Source organism: Polaribacter sp. Asnod1-A03 (genome assembly GCF_045063585.1).
GTDB lineage: Bacteria > Bacteroidota > Bacteroidia > Flavobacteriales > Flavobacteriaceae > Polaribacter.
Genome location: NZ_JBEFOE010000009.1, coordinates 1629339 through 1649293 on the forward strand (window position 1 = coordinate 1629339; position 19955 = coordinate 1649293).

Here is a 19955-nt window from a genome sequence, read left to right on the forward strand (position 1 = left end):
TATGCAACTAGAAAAAGCACCTAATACAACAGCATTTTTAAACGAAAAAGAATATCTATATTTTAGCGGAACTTCTTACTTAGGAGTGGCTTTTTTACCAGAATTTCAAGAATTGGTTTTTAAAGCAATTCATAAATGGGGCACTTCTTACGGAAGTTCTAGAAATGCCAATATAAAACTATCCATTTATGAAAAAGGGGAAACTTTTTTAGCTGATTTTTTACAAACAGAAACGGCTGTAACGCTTTCTTCAGGAACTTTAGCAGGGCAATTTGCTATAAAAACTTTAGAGTCTCTTGTAGATGCTTTTTATTTTATGCCTAAAACCCATCCTGCAATTTTACCTAAAAATGCGCTCCCTGTTTTTGATAACTTAGAAGTAAATGGCGAATTAAAATCCATAAAAAACAAAAAAATAAGTATTGTTTTAGACGGAATTGCCGCTTTTGAAACAAAACCTTTTTCTTTAGATTTTTTAGAAGAAATAGACGTTTCTAATACTATTTATTTAGTTGTTGATGAGTCTCACAGCTTAGGAATTTTAGGTGATAATGGAAATGGAGTTTCAAACTTAATTTCTAAAAAGAAAAATATAAAAATAATTATTACCTCTTCTTTAGGTAAAGCATTTGGTATTAACGGAGGTGTTATCGCGGGTGACTCAAATTTTATAAACCTCATCAAAAAAAACAATCTTTTTATTGGTTGCGCAGGTATGAGTCCTGCTTTTTTAGAAGTATTTTTAAATGCTCAAGAAATTTATAAAAGTCAGCTAATAAAACTAAAAAATAACATCGATTATGTTTTTAAAGAATTAAAGGATAATTCTGCAATAACTATTGATAAAACATATCCTGTTTTCTTTCATTCTGATGAAAAAATAGATCAAATTTTATTTGACAAAAAAACCTTAATTACCTCTTTCTATTATGCCACAAGTAGTAAAAAGTTTAATAGAATTGTTTTAAATGCAAATCATACAAAAGAACAATTATCCTTATTGGTCAACTCAATCAACAACTAATATAAATTTAATCATGAAAACAAAACTCTATTTTCTAATATTATTACTTGGTATTATATCATGTAATAAAGAACCTAAAATTATAGATAAGCCCATAGAGTTTGGAGAATTAAGAGAGCAATTAACATTAGATTACATGAAATCTCATTATGGTATTGTACAAACGTCTCCTATAATTGACCCAAAAATGATTGTGATACACTGGACTGCAATACCAACACTAGAAAAATCTTTTAGAGCCTTTGTAAACACAAAAATTGGTAGTCATAGAACCAAAATTAATACTGCCAGTCAATTAAATGTTTCATCACAATTTATGATTGACTTAGACGGAACTATTTATCGCTTAATGCCAGAAAACTATATGGCAAGACACGTTATTGGGTTAAACCATTGTGCAATTGGTATAGAAAATGTAGGTGGAACAACTGATATTCCTTTAACAGAAAAACAACTAAAAGCCAACATTTGGCTTGTTAAATATCTAAAAAACAAATATGATATTAATTATGTTATTGGACATTATGAATATACTAATTTTGAAAACCATGAATTATGGTTAGAAAAAGATGAAGGTTACAGAACTAAAAAAACAGATCCAGGTAAAGATTTTCTTTTTAAAATTAAAAATGCCACTAAAGATTTAGGATTTAAGGAAACTCCTGAATAAAGAGAATATAAAATAAAAGTAAAAGCTGCTAGAAAAATATTTTCTAGCAGCTTTTTTTAATTAAAAACAAATAAAGACTCTTATTCAGTAACATTCCACCAAACAGGAGTTGTTAATCTAACGCTTGCTGTATTGTCTGGCATGTTTTCATAATTTCTATCCTCTTCATTATACTCATAAACCATTGCTTGAATCCAATCATCATCATTAGGGAAAATATTTAAATTTACATTTACCGGTCTCTCTAAACCTGGATAAATTTCATCACTATAATCCATTCTTCTCATATCTACCCAAGTTTCTGGATCAAAAAGTAATGTAATATATTTCTGAACCATAATGTGAGATAATGTAAGACCCGATTCTCCTATTTCTTCATCCATTTTAGCTAAATAAGCGGTAGTTTCTAATGATGATGCTTCTGCTTTTTCAAAATCTGCCTGAATCCCTGATTTTAAAGCTGTATAGGCTCCTGAGTTATCACCTTTTCTTAATCTAGCTTCAGCCTCTATATACTTAACTTCACTATAAGTCATCATATAAGTCGGCGATGTTGGGCTAGTATAAAAGCCACCATTACCTATAGAATAATCATCTCCTCCTGTTGCATTATCTGGCAATGGACCTTCTCCTATTCTAACTCCTTGGTAACCTCCGTTTACGGCTTCAGGTACAATAATTTTAAGACGAGGATCTTCATAAGCAACATCTAAATCTAATGAGTTTTTTAACAACTCTACAAAAAAGTGTGAAAAATAATCTACTCTAGAACTACCATAACCACCTACAGAAAAAGGTTGTCTGTCATTTTCCGCTTCTCCACCACCATAAGATCTGTAAGCATTATCAGCATTAGATTGTAAAGCCAGAGAACAAGCTTCTATAATTGCATCTGCATCATAAGCCATATCTCCAGAACTTTTCTTAGATAAATGATTTAGATAACGAGCCTTTAAAGCGTAAGCTAATCTTATCCATTGTTCTTTATTTCCATTATAAAAAACATCACCTCCATTTGCATTTAATTCTATATCACTAGGTTCGTTAATTTGAGCAATAGCTTCATCTAACATTTGTATAATTCCCTGATAAACGACCTCTTGACTCTCAAACTCTGGTGTTAAGTTTAATGATGATACTCCATCATAAGTTTCAGTAAAAACGATAGATCCGTATTGGTCTGTTGTTGTCCCAAAACCGTAAGCACGTAATATTTTACCAACAGCTATAAAGTTTGGCGAATTGTGTTTTTCTCCTAAAGCAATTAAATCTGCTGTGTTTGGTAAAGAGTATACATAGGCATTTTGCCATAAAAAATAGCTACCTGTAGTTAAATAACTACTCCATGTTTCTGAGTAATAGTTAGCAACATTTTGTGCTCCATGTTGTGTTATTCCTAATACCTCTCTACTACCTCTGTAAATAACACCTGTAAACATATTTTCTATGGCACCTTTTATACGGTATTGTGGATCTAATGACTGTGTTGTTGGTGCTGTTTCTGAACTATTTACATCAAAATAACCTTCAGAACACGACATAAACACTATACTAACTAATAGTATAAAAATTGTATATTTTAAATGTTTCATTTTTTATATTTTAAAAAGTTAATTTAAGGCCTATATCAAAACCTTTAGTATTTGGCGTACCAAGATTATCTACACCTACAGAACCAGCTCCTGGAACCCCACCACCAAAGGCGTTAATTTCTGGATCTACACCACTATAGTTTGTAAATGTTAATAGGTTTCTACCTGTTAAAGAAATTTCTAAATTAGAAATTGGCAAACGGTCTAATAAACCTTGGCTTAATCTATAGTTTAAACTAACATATCTTAAACGTGTATATGAGCCATCTTCTACAAAATTTTCTGAATTTAAAGCATAATAGTTTTGATAATACTCTTGGTTTTTTGTTACTTCAATATCATTTGGTGTTCCATCTGCTTGTACACCAGATATAATTGTTGTTTCTCCTCTATCTAAAGTAGTGGTACCTACACCATAATAAGCTAAAGCGGATGCTGTTGCATTATAAACCGTGTTACCTTCTATAATGTCTAATAAAAATGACAATCCAAAGTTTTTATATCTTAAGGTACTAGAAATACCCAATGTAAAATCTGGTTGTCTATCTATATCTGCATAAGTTTCATCAGTTAGGGTTGGATATCCGTTATCACCGATTAAAACCTCTCCATTTTCATTTTTAATTGCTCTTTTTCCTCTTAATGAAAATAAAGAAGCATCTAAAACTCCTGCACCTGCCGCAGAATTTAAAAAAGTCCAAGAATCTGATAAATAAACTTCATTAATTTCTCCTGGTAAATCCACTACCGTTGTTACATTGCTACCGAAGTTAAAATTCATATCCCACTGAAAATCTGATGTAGAAGGCATTAATTTAACAGACAACAATGCTTCTATACCTTCATTTTCTATTTCTCCACCATTTAAAGTTGCATAAAAAGTACCTGCTGTTGGAGGAACTCGTATGTCTGTTAATATTTGATTATCTGAAACACTCTTATAATAAGTGGCATTAAAGCTTAATCTATTATTTAAAAAGCTTGAGTCAAAACCAAATTCCCAACTATTTGTAAACTCTGGTTCTAAAGCTGCATTACCAACATCTACTCCATTATATGCATAACCGGTACTACCAAGTCCATTAATTTGAGTTACCAAATAACTTTCTAATTGACCAATTGGGGCATCTTTACCTACTTGTGCCCAAGTACTTCTTAATTTTAAATAATTTAAACCATTATTTTCTGATTTAATATCAAATAAATCTGTAAGAACAGCAGAAGCCCCCACAGAAGAATAAAAGAAAGACCTACTTTTAGAAGGAAGTGTAGAAGACCAGTCATTTCTACCAGTAACATTAAAGAATAATGCATTTTTATAACCTACTTTTATTTCTCCAAATACACCAACATTTCTTTTTCTAGCTATACGCTCTAAAATTGTTTGGTTTTCTGATGACACATTACTAATATTATAAATACCCGGCGCTAAGAATCCATTTCCAGTTAAATAATCTGTTCTTACATTACTATCTTCAATAGTATTACCTGCTAACAAATTCAGCTCAAATTTTTCAGATATTTTTTTGGTATAAGTTGCAATAAAATTTGAAGTATATTTTTTATAAAGTCTTTCATATTGAGAAATATACCCTTCGCTTCTAGATTCATTTAAAGAACCATTTGCTGTTATTCTTTTACTATGTTGGTCATAAATATCCGCGCCAAACTTATAAGAAAGGTTTAAATTCTGGTTAATAGCATAATCTAAACCAATAGACCCAATAAATCTGTTTAACTCATTTGTATTAGGACTGTTTTCTAAACTCCAATATACATTATCGAATTGTTGACCTGTAAAGAATTGCTTTTGAGCCCCGTCTACATCTATATAATCTTTAACATCAACATTCGTAGGATAATTTAATAAACTTGTAATACTACCTCCTGTTGCATTACCTTGACGCGTGCTCTTAATATTTGTTCTAATATAATTACCTAAAATAGATAAAGTAAGTTTATCAGAAAGTTTAGAATTTTGTGTAATTCTAAAAGTAGTTTTACCATAAGATGTTGTTGGTATAATTCCTTCATTATCTAAATTTCCTAAAGAAAAATAAGTATTCCCTTTAGCATTACCCCCAGTATAACTTGCAAAATAGTTTTGAGAAACTCCTGTTTTATAAAAATCTTTTATATGATTATATGTTTCTGTACCAGAAGAAACTGCTTCTCCCCAAGAAAGTGGACTTTCTAAATTATAATTAACACTACCGTCTGTTTGAACAATTTGTTCTCCCTGACCATATACTTGCTGAATATCTGGAGTTCCCATAACATTGTCTACAGAAAGAGAAGAAGAAACAAACACTTTACTTACTCCTTCTTTTCCTTTTTTAGTTGTAATAATAACTGCCCCTTCCGCCGCCTGAATACCATACAATGCTGCTGCTGCAGGTCCTTTTAGCACCGTTATACTTTCAATATCCTCTGGGTTTAAATCAGAAGCTCTATTTGTACTTGCTACTTCTGAACTAGAATCTGTAGAGTTATCTATTGGCAATCCATCAACAATCATAAGTGGTTGATTGTTACCTGTTATAGAAGTACCCCCACGAATCATAATAACGGAAGAAGAACCAGGTGCTCCACCAGAACTTGTTATGGTTACACCAGAAACTTTTCCTTGTAAAGAATTAACCATGTTGGTTTGGTTACCTTCTAAAAGTTCTTCTGCTTTTAATGCTTGAGCAGCATAACCTAAAGATTTTTTTTGCCTTTTTACACCAAAAGATGTAACAACAACCTCATCTAACACGCTAGAATCTTCTTCTAAAGTTACATTTATTTTAGATGAGTTTACTACAATTTCAATAGGTTTAAAACCTAAAGAAGAGAAAACAATTGTTTCTCCTCGATTTACTTTAATAGAATACCTTCCATCAAAATCTGTACTTGTACCCTTTGATGTGCCTTTAATCAACACACTTACTCCTGGCAACTCTCCTGAGGCATCTGTAACTTTTCCTTTTACATTAATTTCTTGAGCAAAAAACCCAACTGTAAATAATAGGAAAACAGAAACCGAAAAAAACAGTTTTTTTATCATGAAAACACTTTTTATAGATTAATATTTTCATAAAATTAGCTAAAAAAACATAATAAATGCAAATAAATATGAAAAACAGCAAAAAACATTAACAATAAGTTAAAAATTGCATTTTTTTTGCAATAAAAAATAACCACTTAAGTAATCGGTTAAATCTTAAAAAAATTCACTTTTATTACTTTTTTTCGTTTAAAACGCATTTTTATCAAAAAGATTCTATTCTTTTTAACGACTAACTAATACACGTTTTGCTATTTTTGTAAGAATAGTATATAAATTTTAAATTATTTAGAATGGTTAAAAATATAGTTAAAACAGTCTGGACAGAGAAATCTCAATTTGAAACAGACAACCCAAGCGGACATAAATTTACAATGTTTGACAAATCTCAAGATAATGGAGATACTGTTGGCTTTGCACCAAAAGCATTAATGTTGTCTTCTCTAGCTGGTTGTTCTGGTTTAGATGTTGTTTCTTTATTAACAAAAATGCGTGCAGAAGTAGAAGATTTTAAAATTGAAGTTACTGCAGACTTAACAGACGAACATCCTAAGTTTTACAACAAAGTAAAAGTAGATTATCATTTTACAGATAGTAATCTACAACCAGAAAAAATTCAAAAAGCAGTAAACTTATCGGTTACAAAATATTGTGGAGTTATGGAGATGTTTCGTCAATTTGCTGAAGTTGAGGTTGAAATTCATTTACATGAAATAGAAGGTTAAGAATAAATTTGCTATGAGATGGACTTTAAAACCAAAGCCTGCAAATGAAAAAGTAGAAAAACTTGCCAAAGAATTACAAGTTAATAAAACATTAGCACAAATTCTTTGTCAAAGAAATATTGAAAGTTTTGATGAAGCAAAAAGATATTTTCGCCCGAGTTTAGAGGATATTCACGATCCTTTTTTAATGAAGGATATGGATTTGGCAGTTGCCAGAATAGAAAAGGCAATTGCTAACAACGAAAACATTTTAATTTATGGCGATTATGATGTTGATGGAACTACTGCAGTTTCTTTAGTTGCTTCGTATTTAAAAACCATTTATCCAAATATTGCAACTTATATACCTGATAGATATGCAGAAGGTTACGGAGTTTCTTTTATGGGAATCGATTTTGCACAAGACAACGATTTCTCTTTAATAATTGCACTAGATTGCGGTATAAAAGCCATTGATAAAGTTGCCTATGCAACCGAAAAAAACATCGATTTTATTATTTGTGATCATCATAAACCTGGTGACGAAATTCCGAAAGCTGTTGCCGTTTTAAATGCAAAAAGAGAAGATTGTAATTATCCGTTTGATGAGCTTTGCGGTTGCGGAGTCGGTTTTAAATTGATTCAGGCTTTAGGTTCTAAAAGAAATCAAACGATTGAAGGTTTTTTACCATATTTAGATTTAGTTGCTACTGCAATTGCTGCAGATATTGTACCAATGAATGGCGAAAACAGAGTTTTGGCTTATTATGGTTTACAAGTGATCAACCAAAGTCCTAGAAACGGAATTAAAGCCATTATTTATCAAACTAAAAAAACAGAACTCACAATTACCGATGTTGTTTTTACGATTGCACCAAGAATAAATGCGGCCGGAAGAATGAAACATGGTAATTATGCAGTAGAATTATTAACCGAAATGGATTTTGATTCGGCAGTTGAATTTGCTGCTGCCATAGAAATTTTTAATGCAGATAGAAAAGATTTAGATAAAAGAATTACAGATGAAGCAATCATTCAGATTATTGATAATAACGAAGAAGAAAGGTTTTCTACTGTAGTTTATCAAGAAGATTGGCACAAAGGTGTTATTGGTATTGTAGCTTCTAGGTTGATAGAAAAATATTACAGACCAACGTTAGTTTTTACAAAAAGTGGCGATAAATTAGCAGCTTCTGCACGTTCTGTAAAAGGTTTTGATGTGTATAATGCTTTACATGCCTGTGAAGAATTTATAGAACAATTTGGCGGACATAAGTATGCCGCGGGTTTAACATTATTGCCAGAAAATTATGAGAATTTTAAAAATAAGTTCGAAGAAGTTGTCAAAACAACCATCGATAAAGAGTTATTAACTCCAGAAATTTCTGTAGATGCAGAAATTGATTTATCAGAAATTACACCTAAATTTTTTAGAATTATTCAGCAAATGGCGCCTTTTGGCCCAATGAATATGAAACCAACTTTTAAATCTACTTGTGTAAGAGATAATGGTTACGGAAAACAAGTTGGAGCAGACAAAACACATTTAAAACTAAATGTTTTTCAAGGTGATAATAAAAGAACTTTTAATTCTATAGGTTTTGGTTTGGGTGATAAAATGGAGTTTGTTCAGAATGATTTTGATATTGTTTATGCTTTAGATGAAAACGAATGGAATGGACATAAGTCGATTCAATTGGTTTTAAAAGATTTGAAATAATAAAAATGGAAGAAAAAGAAAATAAAAGTACTTTTCTAATAAATATTTTAGAAAAGTATATAAATAAAACAGTTTATCATGAAGAATTTGGAGTTTACTTCATTAAAGAGCTTGTTTCTAGAATAAGAAATATGAAAATTGAAATTTATTCTAATGATCATAACCCTCCTCATTTTCATGTAAAATCATCGGATAAATCAATAAATGCTACTTTTAGGTTAGACAACTGTAATCTCCTTAAAGGTGAAATTGATATAAAAGATAGAAAAAGAATTGAAGCTTTTTTCAATGATCCTGAAACAAAATATTTAATGAAAGAAATGTGGAACAAATCTAAAGATGAAAATCGAAAATTATAACACAACACCTAAACATGCTGATCAACTAAAATAGCATTTCCATCAGGGTCTAAAATTACAAAACTTGCCGGACCAGAAGTAGTTTCATCAGCTTCTGATTCTAATTTAACTCCTTCTTTTTTTAGATGTTGCTGTATGGTTCTAACATCATCAAATTCTTCTAATTTGTTGGCGTTTTCATCCCAACCAGGATTAAAAGTCATAATATTATTTTCGAACATTCCTTGAAAAAGACCAATTAAAGCATTTCTGTTTTTCATGATGAGATATTTTTTTTCAATTTCTCCAGCAAAAATTGTAAATCCCAACTTCTCATAGAATGCTTTTGATTTATAAATGTCTTCTACTGCTAAACTGTTTGAAAATGCTCCTAATTTCATAATTGTTATTTTTGGTTGATGTTCTAAATTTAGGAAATTATTTTGTTTTTTTTAATAAAAAACCCACTCCTAAATTAGAAGTGGGAAAAATTGCTATGAAAAAGAAAATGATAAGAAGTTTCTTATCATATATCTTTAGATGCTAGTTTTTAATAAAACTTGCGCTTAATTATAAAAATTTTTAAATTAATTTTCCATAGACAGTAAAACCATTCTTAATTCCATGAAAGTAAAAGACTTATCTACTTTTTCTTTTAACTCTGTAAGGTTTTTAAATTCAGTATTTTCTATATTATTTACAATTTTCTTATATTTTTTAATGTCAATTAATTCTAAAACGTCAACATCGCCAGAAGGAATATAGCTTGCCAAGTGACTTTCTATTGTACCAGAAGTTAAACTACGTTCTTTGGCAATTTCTTTAATTGAAAGTCCCGATTTAAATAACTCTAAAGTAATTTGTTTGGTTGGTTTTTTGTCTTCCCTTTTTTGTTCGTTCTGTTTATTTATTCCGTTTTCTTTGCAATATTTTTCTATAACCTCTAATATTTCATCTCCGTATTTAGAAAAACGAACTTTACCCATTCCTTTTACTTTTAACAGTTCTTTTTCGGTTCTAGGTAATGCTTCACACATTGCATACAACGTTTCTTGCGTAAATATTTGAAAAGCAGGTATGTTTTCTTCAATTCTAATTTCATCACGCAATTCTCGTAATTTTAAAGCTAGTAAAGGATCTTTTCTATTAGATAATTTTTTCTTTTTTGTAGTTGGTGCAGATTTTTGTAAAACAGCATTTGCTCTTACTTTTAAATATTCTTGAACCTTAAATCCACTCATCATTTTATTTAAGGCAAACAATTTTTCTAACAACTTTTCTTGAAGTGCATCAAACTGTTTTTTAAAATCTGTTTTTACAGCTTTATTGTCCGAAGAAAATTCAATAGTATTTAATGGTTTTAAAATATTATTTTTAGTCTGATTTAAAAAATAATCAACAGCTTTTGTAAATCGTTCTTGAATTTGAGAACTATTTTCTGGTAGAATATTATCTTCAGAAATTTGTACTAACTGATTTTTAAATCCGTTAGAAACTTTCATCAACGCAACAACACCATCATCTTTTATGGTTTGTAAATGATCTATTACATCTCCTTTTATACTTGTTTGGTTTTTGTAAAAAATGTCAATTAATCTTGTTGTTGGATACAAAAAAGGTTGATAATCGAATAATTCTGCAACTAAATTCAATTGAAAGTCTTTTTCAGAATCGTTTAAAACACTTTCGTCTGGATGATTTTCTTCTACGCTTTCATTAAAAACACTAACCGTTCTATCATTAATAATTGCGCTACTTGTAATTGGCGTTTTTAAAACCAAACCTTCCAAAGAAGTACACCTACTTAAAGCAACATAAGTTTGCCCATGTGCAAAAGAAGCTTCTGCATCTATAATTGCTTTTTCAAAAGTTAAACCCTGACTTTTATGAATGGTAATTGCCCAAGCCAATCGTAAAGGAATTTGAGAAAAAGAACCTGCAATGTCTTCTTTAATTTCTTTAGTTTCTTCGTTAATTGAGTAATTTATGTTTTCCCAAGTTTCTTTTTCGGTAACAATTTCGTCAATTTCATTTGGGCATTGTACAATTACATTTTCACTTGTAATATCGGTTACAATTCCTATTTTACCGTTGTAATATCTTTTTTCTGGTGATGAATCATTTTTGATAAACATTACTTGAGCACCAATTTTTAATTCTAATTTTTCATCATTCGGATATGAGTTTTCACTGAATTTACCAGAAACCTCGGCATCAAAATGATAGCTTCTGTTTTTAAGTTTATTAAGTTCAGAATTGTTGATTAAATTGGCTCTATTATTATGAGTTGTTAACGTAATATAACCATCGTCTTTGGTTGGTGAAAAAGAAGGATTGTAATTTTTATTTAAAATTTCGGCAGATTTTTCTGATAAAGTATCTGTTCTAATTTCATTTAAAATAGTAATAAAATCTTCGTTTTTCTGACGATAAATATGTTTCAGTTCTATAGAAACCACATTAGCTTCTTGGTAAGCTTTAGAGCTAAAAAAATACACTGTATTGTAATGTTGTTGTAATAAACTCCACTCGTTTGGTCTAACAACTGGTGCTAATTGTTGCAAATCTCCAATCATTAAAACTTGAGCGCCACCAAAAACTTTGTTTCTGTTTTTATACCTGCGCATCACTTGATCTATTCCGTCTAACAAATCTGCACGAACCATCGAAATTTCATCAATAATCACCAGGTCTAACGATTTTATAATATCAATTTTGGTTTTAGAAAACTTACGTTGCTGATTTGTATTGGCAATCTGGTTTGGTAGAATAGGTCCAAAAGGCATTTGAAAAAACGAATGAATTGTAACACCTTTTGCATTAATTGCAGCAACACCAGTTGGCGCTACAATAACCATTCTTTTTAAAGATTCTTTTTTAATTTGATGTAAAAAAGTAGTTTTTCCTGTACCTGCTTTTCCTGTAACAAAGATATTTCTATCTGTTTTATTGATAAAATTAAAGGCAAGTTCTAATTCAGGATTTTCAGGCATTTTTACTTTTTGATGCAAGGTAATAAATCAAAAATTATTTACTGAAAAAAAATAATGATTTTGAAAATTTCTCTGATGGTTTTGGTTAGGGATTAGTACGGAAAGAAAATGAGTAGAGCTTTTTCGAAAACGTACTAAGCCAAATCTACAAGATTAAACCACTTACTAAAAACACAAAAACTTTCAGTAAGAATCAAACCCGTATTAATTTTAGCCGGTCTTAGCTCTCGTTTTTATTATCTCATATTAAAATTTATTTTTTTATTTGGAACATTCGTTCTAATATTTGTATGTTTGCATAACGGAATGAACGTTCTGTAATTATTATTAATTTAAAAAATTAGAAAAATGAGTAAATTAAATGGAAAAATTGCTATAGTTACTGGTGGAAATAGTGGTATTGGTTATGCATCTGCTAAAGAGTTTAAAAGTCAAGGAGCAACTGTAGTAATTACAGGTAGAAATTCTGAAAAAGTTGCAGAAGCTTCACAAAAACTTGGCGTTAAAGGTATTGTTGCCGATGTTAAAAGTCTTTCAGCAATAGATGATTTGGTTTCAGAGGTTAAATCTGAATTCGGAAAAGTTGATGTCTTATTCGTGAATGCTGGTATTTTTCAGCCTGCACCAGTTGGTCAGATAAGTGAAGAAATGTTTGACCACCAAATGAGTATAAACTTTAAAGGTGCTTTATTTACAACGGAAAAATTTCTGCCAATTTTAAATAATGGTGCATCAATTATCAATTTGTCTTCGGTAAATGCTTATACTGGAATGCCAAATACTGCTGTTTATGCTGCTTCAAAAGCTGCTTTAAATTCGTATACTAGAACTGCTGCAACCGAATTAGCACCAAGAAAAATCAGAATAAATTCAGTTAATCCTGGACCAGTTTCTACTCCAATTTTTGGAAAGACAGGAATGGAAGAAGCACAATTGAATGGTTTTGCACAAACTATGCAAGAACGTATTCCGTTAAAGCGTTTCGGTCAGCCAGAAGATATTGCTAAATTGATATCATTTTTAGCTTCAGATGATGCTTCTTTTATAACAGGAAGTGAATATAATATTGATGGAGGAATTAACATTAATCCGCTTTTGGGTTAATTTTTTTAACAATATTTGGAATGATAGTTCCAATAAATTATCTTTGTGGAAGCGATATCGCTTCCACATTTTTTTAATATATGCCAAGAGTAAAGTTATTTGATGAAAATGAGGTCTTAACCAAAGCAATGAATTTGTTCTGGAAACAAGGCTATTCCGCTACATCTGTTCAAGATTTAGTGAGTCATTTAGGTATTAATAGAGCAAGTATTTATGATACTTTTGGAGATAAGAATAAACTTTTTAAAAAATCTTTTGAATTATATCGTAAGCAAAATAGTGAAGGATTAATTCAGTTTTTTGAAAACAGGCCGAATGTAAAAATTGGATTTTCTGAACTTTTTGATAATGCTATTCAAGAAGCAGTTAGTGATAAAGATAGAAAAGGCTGCTTTGTAGTAAATACTACTACTGAACTTACACCAAATGACGAAAATTTGTACCAGATTTTAGAAACTAACAAACAAGATTTAATAAACCTATTTTTTGAATATCTAAAAAAGGGAAAGGAAAGTGGTCAATTAAAATCTAGTCAAGATTTAAAGTCACTTGCTACTCTTTTTTACACTTTATATAATGGTATTCAAGTTGTTTCCAAAATTCGCCCAAACAAAAAGGAATTAACAGATTCAATTAATTTAGCGATGATGTTATTGGTTTGACCAAATGTGTGTTGAGATGAATAATTTTATAAAACGTTCTAATATTTTAAAAAAGTAGTTAACTAAGTTTGGCTTTTTTATTCAAAAAAACCAAAGTATAATTTAAGGGTTCATTATTTTTTTAAGTTCGCAAAATTTTTTCCATTTTTCTACCTTTTGCTAATTCATCTATCAGCTTTTCCATTTGTCTGCAAAGTTTATAGGTTTCGAATTCATCTTCTATTTCTTCAATTCTATAACCGCAAACAACTCCTTTAATCATGTGTTCATTTGGGTGGATTGTTGCTTTTTCAAAAAATGTTCTAAATGTTATTTTTTGGTCAATTAGTTCTTGAAGCTTTTGTTCGTTAAAACCCGTAAACCATTCTAATACTTTATGAAATTCTTCTTTTGTTCTTCCGTTTTTTTCTAATCTATCCCAATAAAGTGGATAGATAGCCCCAAAGATCATATTTGCAACTTTTTCATTTTTTTTAGATGTAACCTTCATTTTATAGGTGTTTAAATAGCAATTTACAAAATTATTTAAAACCAAAAGCTAGCAAACAAGTTTAGCCCTGATTGAGCGATTTGTTTGAGCTCTTTTTTTGGTGTCAGTTCGAGTAATTTTTATGACGAAGGAATAAAAATTGTATCGAGAACAAACCTAAAAAAAACGAGTAGCGAAAGCAGGAAATAGCTTCAAACAAAAAAAATCCCGAGCAAAAGCTCAGGATTTTAATATTTATAAGTCAAAATGTTTGACTACATTTCTAATGCTTTTGCTGGATTACCATCCATCAATAATTCTACTGGGTTTTCTAATGCTTCTTTAACAGCAACTAAGAAACCAACAGATTCTCTACCATCTACAATTCTGTGATCGTAAGATAAAGCAACGTACATAATTGGTTGAATTACAATTCCACCATTTACTGCCATTGGTCTGTTTACAATATTGTGCATTCCTAAAATTCCACTTTGTGGAGGATTGATAATTGGCGTTGATAACATAGAACCAAATACACCACCATTAGTAATAGTAAATGTACCACCAGTCATTTCATCAATCGTTATTTGACCGTCTCTAGCTCTAATTGCTAAACGTTTTACTTCGCTTTCTACACCTCTAAAAGATAAGTTTTCTGCGTTTCTAATTACAGGAACCATTAAACCTTTTGGTCCAGAAACTGCAATAGAAATATCTTGAAAATCATGCTTGATTTGGAAATCTCCATCAATCATAGAATTTACATCAGGAAACAATTTTAATGCTCTTACAACCGCTAAAGTAAAGAAAGACATAAAACCTAAACCAACACCGTGTCTTGCTTTAAAAGCTTCTTTATATTCTGTACGTAAGTCAAAAATTGGTTGCATGTTTACTTCGTTAAAAGTAGTTAACATGGCAGTTTCATTTTTAACAGTTACCAAACGTTCAGCAACTTTTCTACGTAACATAGACATTTTCTTACGCTCTGTTCCTCTAGAACCATTTGCTGGTTGCGTTCCCATAGATGGTACAGCTTTTACAGCATCATCTTTAGTAATTCTACCATCTTTTCCTGTTCCTTTAACAGCAGAAGAAACAATTCCTTTTTCAGCTAATACTTTTTTAGCAGCAGGAGAAGCTGTACCCGTTGCATATGTTGCAGCTTTTGGCGCTTCTTTTACTTCTACTTTCTTTTCTTCTTTAGGTGCTTCTTCTTTTGCAGGAGCACTTCCTTCTGGTTTTGCTGCGTCCATATCAATTAAACAAACAACTGCACCAACTGCTACAGCATCACCTTCTTCCGCTTTTAAAGTGATAATTCCACTTTCTTCTGCAGGTAATTCTAACGTAGCTTTGTCAGAATCTACCTCTGCAATTGGTTGGTCTTTTTCAACATAGTCTCCGTCTTCAACTAACCAAGTTGCAATTTCTACTTCTGTAATCGATTCTCCTGGAGAAGGAACTTTCATTTCTAAAACACTCATGGTTTCTTTTTTTATTTTACTGACCTTTAATCAGCTTTTAATTTTATTATTGGTTTTATTCTTTTTGGGCGTTTTAGCAGGCTTTACACTATATCTTTTTTACTTTGTTCTCGATACAAAATTTCTGAAAAAGAAATTTTACTCGAACTGACAGTAAAAAAGGATACCGTTTCAATCCTTAACGCAACTTACTCATTATTAAAAACACTGTCTATAACAGCTTTATGACGTTTTTTAAATCTTGTACTAGAACCAGCTGCTGGTACAGCATAATATTTACGAGAACGTACGTTTAATTTCACTAATTCAAATCGTTCTAACATAAAACTCCATGCTCCCATATTTCTAGGCTCTTCTTGTGCCCAAATATATTCTTCTACATTAGGATATCTATCAATTACTTTTTGAATCTTTTCTAAGTGTAAAGGAAATAACTGCTCTATTCTAACCAAAGCAACATCTTCTCTTTTGTTCTCTTCTCTTTCTGCTAATAAATCATAATAGAATTTACCCATACAGAAAACTAATTTCTTAACACCTTTTGGATTTACAGTATCATCTATTACTTCTTGGAATTCTCCTGTAGCTAAATCTTGAATTGAATTTACTGCTTTAGGATGACGCAATAAACTCTTAGGTGTAAATACAATTAATGGTTTTCTATAATTACGTTTCATATGTCTACGTAATAAATGATAGAAGTTTGCTGGAGTTGTACAGTTTGCAACCGTCATATTATCTACAGCACATAACTGTAAATAACGTTCTATTCTTGCAGAAGAATGCTCAGAACCTTGCCCTTCATAACCGTGAGGTAATAAAACAACAATTCCGTTTTGTAATTTCCATTTATCTTCTGCTGCAGAAATGTATTGGTCAAACATAATTTGCGCTCCGTTAGAAAAATCTCCAAACTGAGCTTCCCAAATAGTTAACGTATTAGGGTTTGCCATAGCATAACCATAATCAAAACCAAGTACACCATATTCAGACAATAACGAGTTATAAATCGTCATTTGTCCTTTGTTATTTGGGTTTGTATTTAATAAATTAATTCTTTCTTCTGTAATCTCATCACGTAAGATAGCATGTCTGTGAGAAAAAGTTCCTCTTTCTACATCCTGTCCAGAAATTCTTACGTTATAACCTTCTTCCATTAAAGAACCATACGCAAGATTTTCTGCCATTCCCCAATCTAGTTGATTGATTTCAAAAGCCATTTTTGCTCTTCCTGCTAAAATACGTTCTGCTTTTCTTACAAATTTTACGTTTTCTGGAACTGTAGAAACAACTTTTGCAATTCCTTTTAAGCTTTCTTCTGCATACTTTGTATCATCGGTAAGTAACATAGCTTCTAAATCTTGGCGCTCAAATCCTTCCCAAGTAGATTGCATGAACTCTCTAACCTTTGATTTTTCTACTTTTTTAGCTTCATCAAATTCTCTTTCAAGCATTTGTTTAAACTCAGTAGTAATTTCATTTAAATAAGAATTATTTATCGAACCTTCTGCAAGTAATTGTTCTGCATAAATATCTTTTGGATTTTGATGCTTAGATATTGCTTTATACAGTTTAGGTTGTGTAAAACGAGGTTCATCACCTTCATTATGTCCGTATTTACGGTAACCTAATAAATCGATAAAAATATCTTGTTTAAACTTCATTCTAAACTCTAATGCCATCTCCATTGCATGACAAACTGCTTCTGTATCATCTGCATTAACGTGTAATACTGGTGATAAAGTTACTTTTGCAACGTCTGTACAATACGTACTAGAACGAGCATCTAAATAATTGGTAGTAAAACCAATTTGATTATTTACAACAATGTGTATTGTACCACCTGTTTTATAACCATTTAATTTTGCCATTTGAGTTACCTCATAAGCAATACCTTGCCCTGCTATTGCAGCATCTCCATGAATTATAATTGGTAATATTTTACTTTCATCACCATCATACTTTCTATCAATCTTTGCTCTTGTAATACCTTCTGCAACTGCAGCTACAGTTTCTAGGTGAGATGGATTAGGAACTAAGTTCATCTTAATCTCATTACCATCTCTATAAGTTTTACTTAAAGTTAAACCCAAATGGTATTTTACATCTCCATCAATATCTTCATCTTCGAAATCTTTACCTTCAAACTCGCTAAATAAATCTCTAACTGGTTTTTTAAAGATATTTACTAATGTATTTAAACGACCTCTATGAGCCATTCCTATTACACATTCTTTAACTCCATATATTTCTGCAGCATCCCTTAAGATAACACTCATACCAGGAATTAAAGTTTCTCCTCCTTCTAAAGAAAAACGTTTTTGACCAACGTATTTTGTCTGTAAAAAACTTTCAAAAGTAACTGCTTGGTTTAATTTACCTAATATATACTTTTTAGCTTCTGGAGAATAGTTAGGATGGTTATCATTCTTATTGAATCTTTCATGCCACCATTTTAACTTCTCAGGGTTACGCATGTACATATACTCAACTCCAATAGAGTCGCAGTAAATACGCTTTAAATTCTCTATTATTTTAGAAAGAGTTGTTTTACCTAAACCTAATAATTCTCCGGCAGAAAACTCTACTTCTAAATCGTTTTCGGAAAGTCCGAAATTTTCGATATCTAAAGTAGGTTGATATTGTCTTCTATCTCTAACTGGGTTTGTTTTAGTAAATAAGTGTCCACGTGTTCTGTAACCGTTAATTAAATCGACTACAAAAAACTCTTTTCTTACTTCTTGAGGTATCTCTGCAGAAACTTCTTCTTCTTTTAAAGAGTAGTTTTCATTAGCCAAATCATAACCCTGAAAAAAACTTCTCCAACTTGGTTCTACTGCATCTGGGTTCACCAAATACTTATCATATAAATCAGCTATAAAGCCTGTATGTGTTGCGTTTAAAAACGAAAATTTATCCATATTATAGTTACTATTTTTTTATAAGTATCTAAAGTAAACAAAAATACAATTTTTGGTAAAAACAATGATTTATTTCAGCAATTAAAATCTAAAAAAAATAAATTAAAAAATTTTAAAAAAAAGTTTGCACATATTAAAATATGTTCTATATTTGCACTCGCTAATCACAATATGTGATGCAAACTCCTCCTTAGCTCAGTTGGTTAGAGCATCTGACTGTTAATCAGAGGGTCCTAGGTTCGAGTCCTAGAGGGGGAGCAAAAAAGCCTTATCTTAATTGATAAGGCTTTTTTATTGTCTAATAATTAAATAAAAATATTACTTTTTATATCATAGTTACTAAAATGAAAAACCGCTTTGTAAAATTTACAAAGCGGTTTTTTTTTATAAAACTTAGTATTTAAAAAATACTTATTTATTTTTTAGATACCTAGAGCTTGCCCTCCTCCAATTTGGATAGTCTCTGCAGTAATAAAAGCAGCGTCTTTAGATGCTAAAAAAGCTACAACTCCTGCAACATCTTCTGGTTGACCTAATCTACCTAACATAATGCTATTTGCCCAAGAAGCAAAAACTTCTGGTTTAGTTGCTTTAATTTGAGCATGGAAAGGAGTATCAATAGTACCAGGAGATACTGCATTTACTCTAATACCATATTCAGCTAAATCTTTTGCTAACGCTCTTGTAATTGCATGAACTCCAGCTTTAGAAGTACCATAGATTCCTGCTCCAGGTCCACCTGCATTCCAACCAGCATTAGAAGTATAGTTTACAATTGAAGCATTTTCACTTTTCTTAAGAAAAGGAATTGCTGCTCTAGATGCAAAAAATGCTGAATCAAGATTTAAAGCCATTACAAATCTGTAAAATTCAGTAGTCATTTCTTCAAATCTAGATCTTCCACCTAAACCACCTGCATTGTTTACTAATACATCAATCTTACCGTATTTTTCTCCAATAGCAGTAATATTTTTTGTTACCTCTTCATCTTTAGTAACATCAAAACCATAATACTCTGCAGTAATACCTTCTGCAGTTAACTCTTCTACTCTTTTTGCTCCAGCTTCATCCTCAATACCGTTTAAAATAACAGTATAACCATCTTGTCCTAATCTTTTTGCAACTGCAAACCCGATACCACCTGTAGCTCCAGTAATTACAGCAACTTTTTTGTCTAATGTACTCATTTTAATTACGTTTATTTATTATTGATTTTTATATA

15 protein-coding genes and 1 tRNA gene are annotated in these 19955 nt (G+C 30.8%); 8 read left to right on the plus strand and 8 right to left on the minus strand.

The window, feature by feature from the left end; translation table 11 throughout:
• The first annotated feature begins 1 nt into the window (after nt 1).
• Nucleotides 2-1024, plus strand: coding sequence for an aminotransferase class I/II-fold pyridoxal phosphate-dependent enzyme (locus tag ACJJVY_RS07650; RefSeq protein ID WP_405606529.1), 1023 nt, complete (start codon nt 2-4; stop codon nt 1022-1024).
• Between the two features lie 13 nt (nt 1025-1037).
• Nucleotides 1038-1694, plus strand: coding sequence for an N-acetylmuramoyl-L-alanine amidase (locus ACJJVY_RS07655; protein ID WP_405606531.1), 657 nt, complete (start codon nt 1038-1040; stop codon nt 1692-1694).
• A gap of 80 nt (nt 1695-1774) precedes the next feature.
• On the opposite strand, the gene ACJJVY_RS07660 is transcribed toward ACJJVY_RS07655, so the two are convergent.
• A complete protein-coding gene (locus ACJJVY_RS07660) occupies nt 1775-3286 on the minus strand; it encodes a SusD/RagB family nutrient-binding outer membrane lipoprotein (RefSeq protein WP_405606533.1) in 1512 nt (503 codons plus the stop codon).
• A gap of 10 nt (nt 3287-3296) precedes the next feature.
• Entirely contained in the window at nt 3297-6335 is a 3039-nt protein-coding gene (locus tag ACJJVY_RS07665) for a SusC/RagA family TonB-linked outer membrane protein (protein WP_405606535.1), read from the minus strand.
• A gap of 293 nt (nt 6336-6628) precedes the next feature.
• Here ACJJVY_RS07665 and ACJJVY_RS07670 point away from each other — a divergent pair, with 293 nt between their 5' ends.
• Genes ACJJVY_RS07670 through ACJJVY_RS07680 form a run of 3 tightly spaced genes read left to right on the plus strand, consistent with a single transcriptional unit; the run spans nt 6629 to nt 9118 of the window.
• Nucleotides 6629-7060, plus strand: coding sequence for an OsmC family protein (locus tag ACJJVY_RS07670; protein WP_405606537.1), 432 nt, complete (start codon nt 6629-6631; stop codon nt 7058-7060).
• Nucleotides 7061-7073: 13 nt separating this feature from the next.
• Complete coding sequence (gene recJ / locus ACJJVY_RS07675) at nt 7074-8759, plus strand: single-stranded-DNA-specific exonuclease RecJ (protein ID WP_405606539.1); 1686 nt, start codon at nt 7074-7076, stop codon at nt 8757-8759.
• 5 nt (nt 8760-8764) lie between these two features.
• The gene (locus tag ACJJVY_RS07680; protein ID WP_405606541.1) at nt 8765-9118 is read left to right on the plus strand and encodes a DUF4160 domain-containing protein; all 354 of its coding nucleotides are present in this window, start codon (nt 8765-8767) and stop codon (nt 9116-9118) included.
• An 8-nt stretch (nt 9119-9126) separates the two neighbouring features.
• On the opposite strand, the gene ACJJVY_RS07685 is transcribed toward ACJJVY_RS07680, so the two are convergent.
• Nucleotides 9127-9498, minus strand: coding sequence for a VOC family protein (locus tag ACJJVY_RS07685; protein ID WP_405606543.1), 372 nt, complete (start codon nt 9496-9498; stop codon nt 9127-9129).
• A 186-nt stretch (nt 9499-9684) separates the two neighbouring features.
• Nucleotides 9685-12090, minus strand: a complete 2406-nt coding sequence (locus tag ACJJVY_RS07690) for a helix-turn-helix domain-containing protein (RefSeq protein ID WP_405606545.1) — start codon at nt 12088-12090, stop codon at nt 9685-9687.
• Nucleotides 12091-12438: 348 nt separating this feature from the next.
• Here ACJJVY_RS07690 and ACJJVY_RS07695 point away from each other — a divergent pair, with 348 nt between their 5' ends.
• Together ACJJVY_RS07695 and ACJJVY_RS07700 are read left to right on the plus strand one after the other, a co-directional pair.
• Nucleotides 12439-13194: an SDR family oxidoreductase gene (locus ACJJVY_RS07695; protein ID WP_405606547.1), complete on the plus strand. Its 756-nt coding sequence runs from the start codon at nt 12439-12441 to the stop codon at nt 13192-13194.
• A gap of 80 nt (nt 13195-13274) precedes the next feature.
• The gene (locus ACJJVY_RS07700; RefSeq protein WP_405606549.1) at nt 13275-13856 is read left to right on the plus strand and encodes a TetR/AcrR family transcriptional regulator; all 582 of its coding nucleotides are present in this window, start codon (nt 13275-13277) and stop codon (nt 13854-13856) included.
• 121 nt (nt 13857-13977) lie between these two features.
• Here ACJJVY_RS07700 and ACJJVY_RS07705 read toward each other — a convergent pair whose 3' ends face one another.
• From ACJJVY_RS07705 to ACJJVY_RS07715, 3 genes are all read right to left on the minus strand, one after another.
• On the minus strand, nt 13978-14346 hold the full coding sequence (locus ACJJVY_RS07705; protein ID WP_405606551.1) for a DUF2200 domain-containing protein: 369 nt from the start codon (nt 14344-14346) through the stop codon (nt 13978-13980).
• Nucleotides 14347-14600: 254 nt separating this feature from the next.
• Nucleotides 14601-15812, minus strand: coding sequence for a 2-oxoglutarate dehydrogenase complex dihydrolipoyllysine-residue succinyltransferase (odhB, locus tag ACJJVY_RS07710; RefSeq protein ID WP_405606553.1), 1212 nt, complete (start codon nt 15810-15812; stop codon nt 14601-14603).
• Nucleotides 15813-16000: 188 nt separating this feature from the next.
• Nucleotides 16001-18733, minus strand: a complete 2733-nt coding sequence (locus tag ACJJVY_RS07715; protein WP_405606555.1) for a 2-oxoglutarate dehydrogenase E1 component — start codon at nt 18731-18733, stop codon at nt 16001-16003.
• Nucleotides 18734-18917: 184 nt separating this feature from the next.
• Between ACJJVY_RS07715 and ACJJVY_RS07720 the strand changes: the two genes are divergently transcribed.
• A tRNA-Asn gene (locus tag ACJJVY_RS07720) sits at nt 18918-18991 on the plus strand.
• 164 nt (nt 18992-19155) lie between these two features.
• Here the strand turns inward: ACJJVY_RS07720 and ACJJVY_RS07725 are convergent.
• Complete coding sequence (locus ACJJVY_RS07725) at nt 19156-19920, minus strand: SDR family NAD(P)-dependent oxidoreductase (RefSeq protein WP_405606557.1); 765 nt, start codon at nt 19918-19920, stop codon at nt 19156-19158.
• Between the last annotated feature and the right edge of the window lie 35 nt (nt 19921-19955).